9 protein-coding genes and 1 pseudogene are annotated in these 6347 nt (G+C 30.9%); all 10 read right to left on the bottom strand.

All coding sequences use genetic code 11. From position 1 onward, the window contains the following. Window positions 1–406: 406 nt before the first annotated feature. The gene (locus tag QK892_RS18210) at window positions 407–1420 is read right to left on the bottom strand and encodes a hypothetical protein (protein WP_317274968.1); all 1014 of its coding nucleotides are present in this window, start codon (window positions 1418–1420) and stop codon (window positions 407–409) included. Window positions 1421–1482: 62 nt separating this feature from the next. Beyond that, window positions 1483–2475 (bottom strand): hypothetical protein, encoded by a 993-nt coding sequence (locus QK892_RS18205; RefSeq protein ID WP_317274967.1) that lies wholly within the window; start codon window positions 2473–2475, stop codon window positions 1483–1485. Next, window positions 2469–2843 carry a hypothetical protein gene (locus QK892_RS18200; protein WP_317274966.1) on the bottom strand — a complete coding sequence of 125 codons (375 nt, stop codon included), beginning with the start codon at window positions 2841–2843 and terminating at the stop codon, window positions 2469–2471. Before QK892_RS18200 ends, QK892_RS18205 begins: the two co-directional genes overlap by 7 nt. A gap of 88 nt (window positions 2844–2931) precedes the next feature. Beyond that, window positions 2932–3168 carry a hypothetical protein gene (locus tag QK892_RS18195; protein ID WP_317274965.1) on the bottom strand — a complete coding sequence of 79 codons (237 nt, stop codon included), beginning with the start codon at window positions 3166–3168 and terminating at the stop codon, window positions 2932–2934. A 23-nt stretch (window positions 3169–3191) separates the two neighbouring features. Further along, the gene (locus QK892_RS18190; RefSeq protein ID WP_317274964.1) at window positions 3192–3455 is read right to left on the bottom strand and encodes a hypothetical protein; all 264 of its coding nucleotides are present in this window, start codon (window positions 3453–3455) and stop codon (window positions 3192–3194) included. Window positions 3456–3521: 66 nt separating this feature from the next. Beyond that, window positions 3522–3647: pseudogene (locus QK892_RS18185) on the bottom strand (RHS repeat-associated core domain-containing protein); the annotation flags it as partial. Window positions 3648–3851: 204 nt separating this feature from the next. Then, a complete protein-coding gene (locus QK892_RS18180) occupies window positions 3852–4169 on the bottom strand; it encodes a hypothetical protein (protein WP_317274963.1) in 318 nt (105 codons plus the stop codon). A gap of 3 nt (window positions 4170–4172) precedes the next feature. Then, window positions 4173–4412, bottom strand: a complete 240-nt coding sequence (locus QK892_RS18475; protein ID WP_223302919.1) for an RHS domain-containing protein — start codon at window positions 4410–4412, stop codon at window positions 4173–4175. Window positions 4413–4993: 581 nt separating this feature from the next. Further along, window positions 4994–5557 (bottom strand): hypothetical protein, encoded by a 564-nt coding sequence (locus QK892_RS18175; RefSeq protein ID WP_004246983.1) that lies wholly within the window; start codon window positions 5555–5557, stop codon window positions 4994–4996. Beyond that, window positions 5554–6347 (bottom strand): RHS repeat-associated core domain-containing protein (locus QK892_RS18170; RefSeq protein WP_317274962.1); only part of this gene is annotated, 794 nt, incomplete at its 5' end. The genes QK892_RS18170 and QK892_RS18175, both read right to left, overlap by 4 nt.

The raw sequence follows: 6347 nt of genomic DNA, 5'->3' as shown, positions 1-6347 counted from the left end.
CGTACTGATAACTGTGGTAGTACCAATGTCCGGCGGTAAAAACCTCGCCCGTTTGACCATAACTGACACTGCGCTCGATAAGTTGATTGCGTTTATCCCAACGATAACGACGGTCTATCACCGGGGTCACAAACAGTGAGGCATTCATTTGGCGTGCCACTTGGTGCGTTATACGTCCCCGACAGTCATAGCCCGTTTCATTGTCTAAGGCGCCACTGGTACGTAGCGTTTCTCGGTGTAAACGGTCTCGTTGATATTCCGCCAATACCGTCAATTGCTCATTATCTCGCCATTGGGTTTGTTGCAAATGCCCCGAGCCGTAATACAGGTATTCAAATGCCCGTTGATGGGGCACTCGGTGCGAGTGAGATTACCCAGTACATCATAGTGATGCTGATGGTAAACTCTAATTTACATAACCAACAGTAATTTTTTTACTATTCAATAAATAATATTCTAGATTTAATCCTCTAAAGCTAGATTCATTTATATGAAAATTTAAATTCATAATTTTGACAATTATTTTAAAGAATAGCTGATTATTTTTTGCGCAATGCTTTTTTAATTTTAATATTTCTTTTTCATCATCTTTAAGAACATAATATATATAATTCATATATATCATATCTGATATAAAAAAATTACATTCTGATTGATTCTCATTAACACAATCAACTAACATAGAAAATATTTTATTATTATCTGAATAATTATTCATAAAAATATCAGGATTTACGTAATCCAAATAATAATCATCATATGGTATTTCATAGCTATCAGTTTTATTTTTATTCATAATGAAATCGATTGCATTTATATGAAACACTTTTACTTTTTCTAAAGCAATCTTATTCTCTATGCTATTTGCCATTGCAGATGATAACGAGTGGATATGTTTAATTAATTTTTTAACATCTACCCAATCATTAAACCTTATATTAAAAAATAGTATATTATCTTCTATTTTAAATAGATTACCATAAAACTCCTCTCCCCCAAGTAAACAAGCTAAGTAATTAATAATTTCTGTTTTATGTTCATCCATATCATAATTAAACTTGTCAGGCATATTTCCCATATATCTTAACTGATTAAGAGCATAAAAAACTTTTAAATTTTTTTCCTTATAATATTTATTAGTATTAATCAAAAAAATAGATGGTAATTTTCTTAAGAAAAGCAAAAAAATATTATATCTTTCGTATAAATTTTCATTTAAAGTATTATCTACTTTCTCAAAGTCAAATAAATCTGTCCACCAAGATAAAAAAAGAGGCTTGCTTTCTTGCATATGTAAAGAGAGAATTATTTCTAGCTTATTCTCATCTTTATAATATATTAATTCATCATCGTATAATGTAGGTATTCTAGAGTTAAATAACTTATTTAACTTATACTGATAGATCTTATTTAAGTTCATGTTCACTCAACCTATACAATAAAAATAACATTTAATAAAGAATAAATATTTATATTAAATCATCATATCTTTGATAAGTAATGCCCAAGATTAAGGCCTTTAAAACTATTAATATTAAGATAAAATTTACGGTTAATAATTCTACTTATTATTTTTAAAAAATCTTCTTTATTTTCTTTGCAAAATTCTTCCAAGGCTAATATGTTAGATGGTTCTTCTCGTAGAATATAATATATATAATTCATAAAAATCATCTCGGAAACAAAAAAATTACATTTTGATTGTCCTTCCTTTACACAATCAGTCAACACTCTAAAAATATTATTTTTATTTTCTAAATAATTATTATAAAATATATCTGGATAAGTATATTTTATATATATATCACTATATGGAAGCGAGTAATTATCAGTACTATCTAATAAAAAATCTATTGTCGACAACTGAAACTCCCTTATTACTTCTAAATATTTTCTATTACTATTTCTTGCTGTTCTTTTCGCAAAAGAGTGTGTTAAGTTTATAAGTTTTTTTACTTCAACATAAGAACTATTTTTTATATTAAAAAAAAGTTTATTATTTATCACTTGAAAATATTTATCATAACGAGATCCTATTCCCATTTCATACATTAAATAATTGAATAACTCAGATTTACAATCATCAGGATTATTTTTAAAATCAAGTCCATTCTTTAATTGATTAATAAAATAAGAAACAAATAAATTTTTATTTCTATAACACTCAGTTGTATTAATCATAAACAATGAAAAAAACATCTTCAAGAAAGGGAAAAAGAAAAAATAATTAGACTTAGTTCTACTAGATAGCAGGTTATATATTTTTTCAAAATCAAACAAATCACACCACTCAGATAAAAAAAGAAAATCATTATTTTCCATATGAATAGATAAAACCTTCTCTTTATTTTTTATAGAATCTATAAATATAAATTTTTCTTCATTAATTGATAAGGCTCGTGAATTAAAAAAACTTTTTAATTTATATTGGTATATATCATTTATATTTACATTCATTTTCAAAGGCTCTAACATTTTTTTATTACTCCAATATTTTTCCATTTCCCTGTTTTTATTTCTGTTTCTATTCTAGCACTCTTTATCTGTTTATTAAATTCATCAAGCAATCCAACACCTATACCCCTTGCTCCTATTTCATTCGGTTTAGATAAAACACCTCGGGGTAAATCAGTTTCACCTAACAATAATTTATCCATATCGACATGGTTATTTAGCATATCCATACCTTTTTGATTAATAGTAAATACTATCCTAAATTTTTCCCCTTTAGGATTCCAATCTGCTCCAGGCATATTGAGCCAACGAGCAACTCTATTACTATTAAAATGAGGCACAATGCCTCCATTAGCTTTTCTAACTGCATCGACTTCATTTTTATTCATATATTTTCCTTCTTTAAATATAATTTATTCAATTATTGGGGAGAAATATAATTATAACAATTTTATTTTTGGAAAATTGGATAAGTTTTTATTCCTTTATAAAATTAGCTAGTTCATCAAAACTCATTTCAATACTTGGATATTCATCATCTTTAACATAGTATTCTATTAATACTCTTTTAGATATAAAATTATATGTAATATAAACAAGATTTAATCTAAGCTCTTTTCTTTCTTTGTTCAAAAAATTATCAAGGATAATTTTTTTTATTTTTTTACTGTTAGAAATAGATTCATTTAAAGCACCCAACGTATTATTTTTCATAATAGCAAATTATTCCTATTTAGTTATAAAGGGAAGGTTGTTCTTACCCAACCTTTTGAATCAATAAATAATTTAATTGTTTTAGTTGTTACACCATCAAGATTTTTTCCTATATCTCTAGTAAACCTATATACTAGTTCTTTACCATTAGGTGAAACCACACCTTTATCTAAAGCTTCATTGATATATTTTGTTATTTTTTTGGGGCTATTAGTTAAAAATTTGCTTGTACTTTCTTGGAATGCATCTTTTGCATGCCCACTTGTAATATGCTTCAACCCTGACATTTCCCCTTCTTTATATTTAAATTTCTTTTGAGAATTAAATTTAGGAGAGCAACTCAGCCCCCACGGATCCACCCATATCAATGGATTTGGCGCATAAGCATATAAATTTATGCCCCCTGCCAACCCTATTGGGTCTTGCTGGGTAAAACGACCTAAATCCGGGGCATAGTACCTGAACGTATTATAATGCAGGCCAGTATACTCGTATCATCCCGATACTGATGACACCAGAACCATCAAGCAACAGTACCAGCGCCAATAAGACCAGCTCAGTAAAATTAAACTGAGAATGCGGTAACTGTTTGTCGATTACAACAGTCACTAAAAATAGAAACTGAGCGACTCAATACAAGAACAAAACCGGAAGACCATAAGGATTTTCTGGCTTTTTTAGGGTTATTCTCTACTCAAAAGTAATTCTTTCCACTTTTCCAGATAACCTTTGAACTCTTCTATCGTTGAGATTGTCACGCTCTCTTCAGTATATTCGTTAAAAATCTCGACACCATCCGGTTTAATGGTGACAGTATGGGCATTACCTGTACCTTCCCATTCTGGTAATTCATCATTTTTAACCGCTTCACATAATTCAAGATATTCATTTACACCATTTAAACTACCTTGAATATCATCTTTTAAAAACCAAACTATTAGGTGATGTTCAGTTTCAACTTCGGCACATGAATAACCATGTTCATCAATATAATATTTCATTTGTTATTTAACGCTCATAAACAGGGAATGCTGTATTGATATTTCCATTATTAGGTTCTGTTCACGATTGAATGTGCTTGTAGGTCGGGTTTGACGCTGTAAATGCCCCCAAGCACTGTATTGCCCTTGCCAAACTATTTCACCCTCACTGTTGGTCAACGCTTCCGGTAAGCCACTTAAACTGCTGTGCGTATAATAATGAGAATTATCTGTTCTATACCTCCGAGCATAACTACAACTCAACGATTTTTCAGTGATTCTGACTAATTTTATGTGATACTTTATGTAAAATAGATTTTCTTAATGAACGATTAAAATTACTTAAAGGTATATCTTTATTTAAAAACATCTTAAATCTATTTATTAGTTGATGATCAATATTATTAATAGGTAATTCATTTAATTCTCTCATTCGAAGTAATACTATTACTTTACAAGGTATTAATTTGTAAGTTACATGATTAGAGTTATCGACATGTTCCAGTCTGTTCTCATCCGCGCCCATCTTTCTGCTTGTGCTCCGTCTGTCGTAACATAAAATCCACCTTTACCAGTAGGATCAAAGTCCTTTAATCCGTTTCCAACGGACAAATTTTAAAACCTATTTCACATTTGTAGTGAATATTTTAAACAGTTATTTGGTATTCATACCGAACAGTGAAGATATCCGGACAAATAAATACAAAATAAGCACTAGAAAACTACATTTAAGCTTGAAAACTAATACGCTAATCGGCGAGTGATGTGGTATCATTTACCTGCTTTATAGCTAAAGCTGGTAATTACACATATCTATAATCTAGGTCGTAGCTTCGATAATATCTTTACGATAACTCTATTTCTTTAGAAAAATCAAAACCTAACAATCCAATTTTTTCAACAAGCTTTCTAAACTTATCTGTTACAAAAACACCACTAATATTTTCATTTATTGAAAATAAGTATTCATCTGTAATATTATTTTTAACTAGAATTAATTTTTCAAACATAAATCCTTTGGGATATTCAGTATAAATAGATTTTTCTTTATCTACACATTCAGACAAAACATTAGTTGGATAGTACCCAATAAATTTTTTCCGTTTACTTGCTGTTCTAACACCTAAAAATTGTCCCCTAGGATTTAAGATATCAAATAAATGGTTAGCACCTGATTCACTGAAAACAAAAAATGGAGATAGAGCGCTACTAAAATCAAATTGATAGTTTTTCTTACCAAAATCATTTGATCTTAATTCTAATGATATTTCAGTATAATCATTGCCAAACCGTCTCCATCCCTGATCTCTCGACCTTCCCATAATGCTCTCTTCACCATCAGGATAATTTTGAATAAAAGAACAATAATTTACCATATCCGATTTTAAATAATAAACGTTATTTATCATAATATTGTATACCAGCTTGCATCTCGATTTGCAGAAGACAGGATGTCACGAATTTTTGATAACTCATCCAGAACACCTTGTTTTCCATTTAATTTATCAGCATCAATAATTCTTGTATTTACTGCGTCAATATAATCACTTGGATGTCTGCCATTATGTTTTATTCCTGACAATGCTTCATCAACATTATTTCTATTTGGCAGGAAAACACCATTTCTAGCATCATCAACATCAATACCATGTTTTTTCAGAATATCTCTGGCTGGCTGGGCACCTTTAGATGTATCACCAACAATATGATGAGCTGCGGTATTGGCAGGTCTAGGCGTACCATCAGCTACCATATTTTTAGAAAGTTTGACCGCACAATGCCCCCACGGATCGACCCATGTCAATGGATTTGGTGCATAAGCATATAAGTTTATCCCCCCTGCCAACCCTATCGGGTCTTGTTGGGTAAAACGGCCTAAATCCGGGGCATAGTACCTGAACGTATTATAATGCAGGCCCGTCTCTTTGTCGAAATACTGACCTTGAAAACGCAGGTTCTGTTCACGATTAAACGTGCTTGTGGGTCGGGTTTGACGCTGTAAATGCCCCCAAGCACTGTATTGCCCTTGCCAAACGATTTCACCCTCACTGTTGGTCAACGCTTCCGGTAAGCCACTTAAACTGCTGTGCGTATAATAAATCGCCCGTTGCGGATTAAGCGGGTTATCCGTGCATTCAATGCGGGCAAGAGGCGTATAACTTTGGTCATTGTAAGCATGATAAACCGTGGTATGGGGCG

Source organism: Clostridium lamae (genome assembly GCF_033043255.1).
In the GTDB taxonomy this organism is placed as follows: domain Bacteria; phylum Bacillota; class Clostridia; order Clostridiales; family Clostridiaceae; genus Clostridium; species Clostridium lamae.
This window is presented reverse-complemented; position numbering and strand designations above follow the sequence as displayed.

Bases quoted from the DNA above. Each gene is read 5' to 3' on its own strand.
- QK892_RS18210 (WP_317274968.1), bottom strand. From the start codon at position 1,420: ATGAACTTAAATAAGATCTATCAGTATAAGTTAAATAAGTTATTTAAC.
- QK892_RS18205 (WP_317274967.1), bottom strand. From the start codon at position 2,475: ATGTTAGAGCCTTTGAAAATGAATGTAAATATAAATGATATATACCAA.
- QK892_RS18200 (WP_317274966.1), bottom strand. From the start codon at position 2,843: ATGAATAAAAATGAAGTCGATGCAGTTAGAAAAGCTAATGGAGGCATT.
- QK892_RS18195 (WP_317274965.1), bottom strand. From the start codon at position 3,168: ATGAAAAATAATACGTTGGGTGCTTTAAATGAATCTATTTCTAACAGT.
- QK892_RS18190 (WP_317274964.1), bottom strand. From the start codon at position 3,455: ATGTCAGGGTTGAAGCATATTACAAGTGGGCATGCAAAAGATGCATTC.
- QK892_RS18180 (WP_317274963.1), bottom strand. From the start codon at position 4,169: ATGAAATATTATATTGATGAACATGGTTATTCATGTGCCGAAGTTGAA.
- QK892_RS18175 (WP_004246983.1), bottom strand. From the start codon at position 5,557: ATGATAAATAACGTTTATTATTTAAAATCGGATATGGTAAATTATTGT.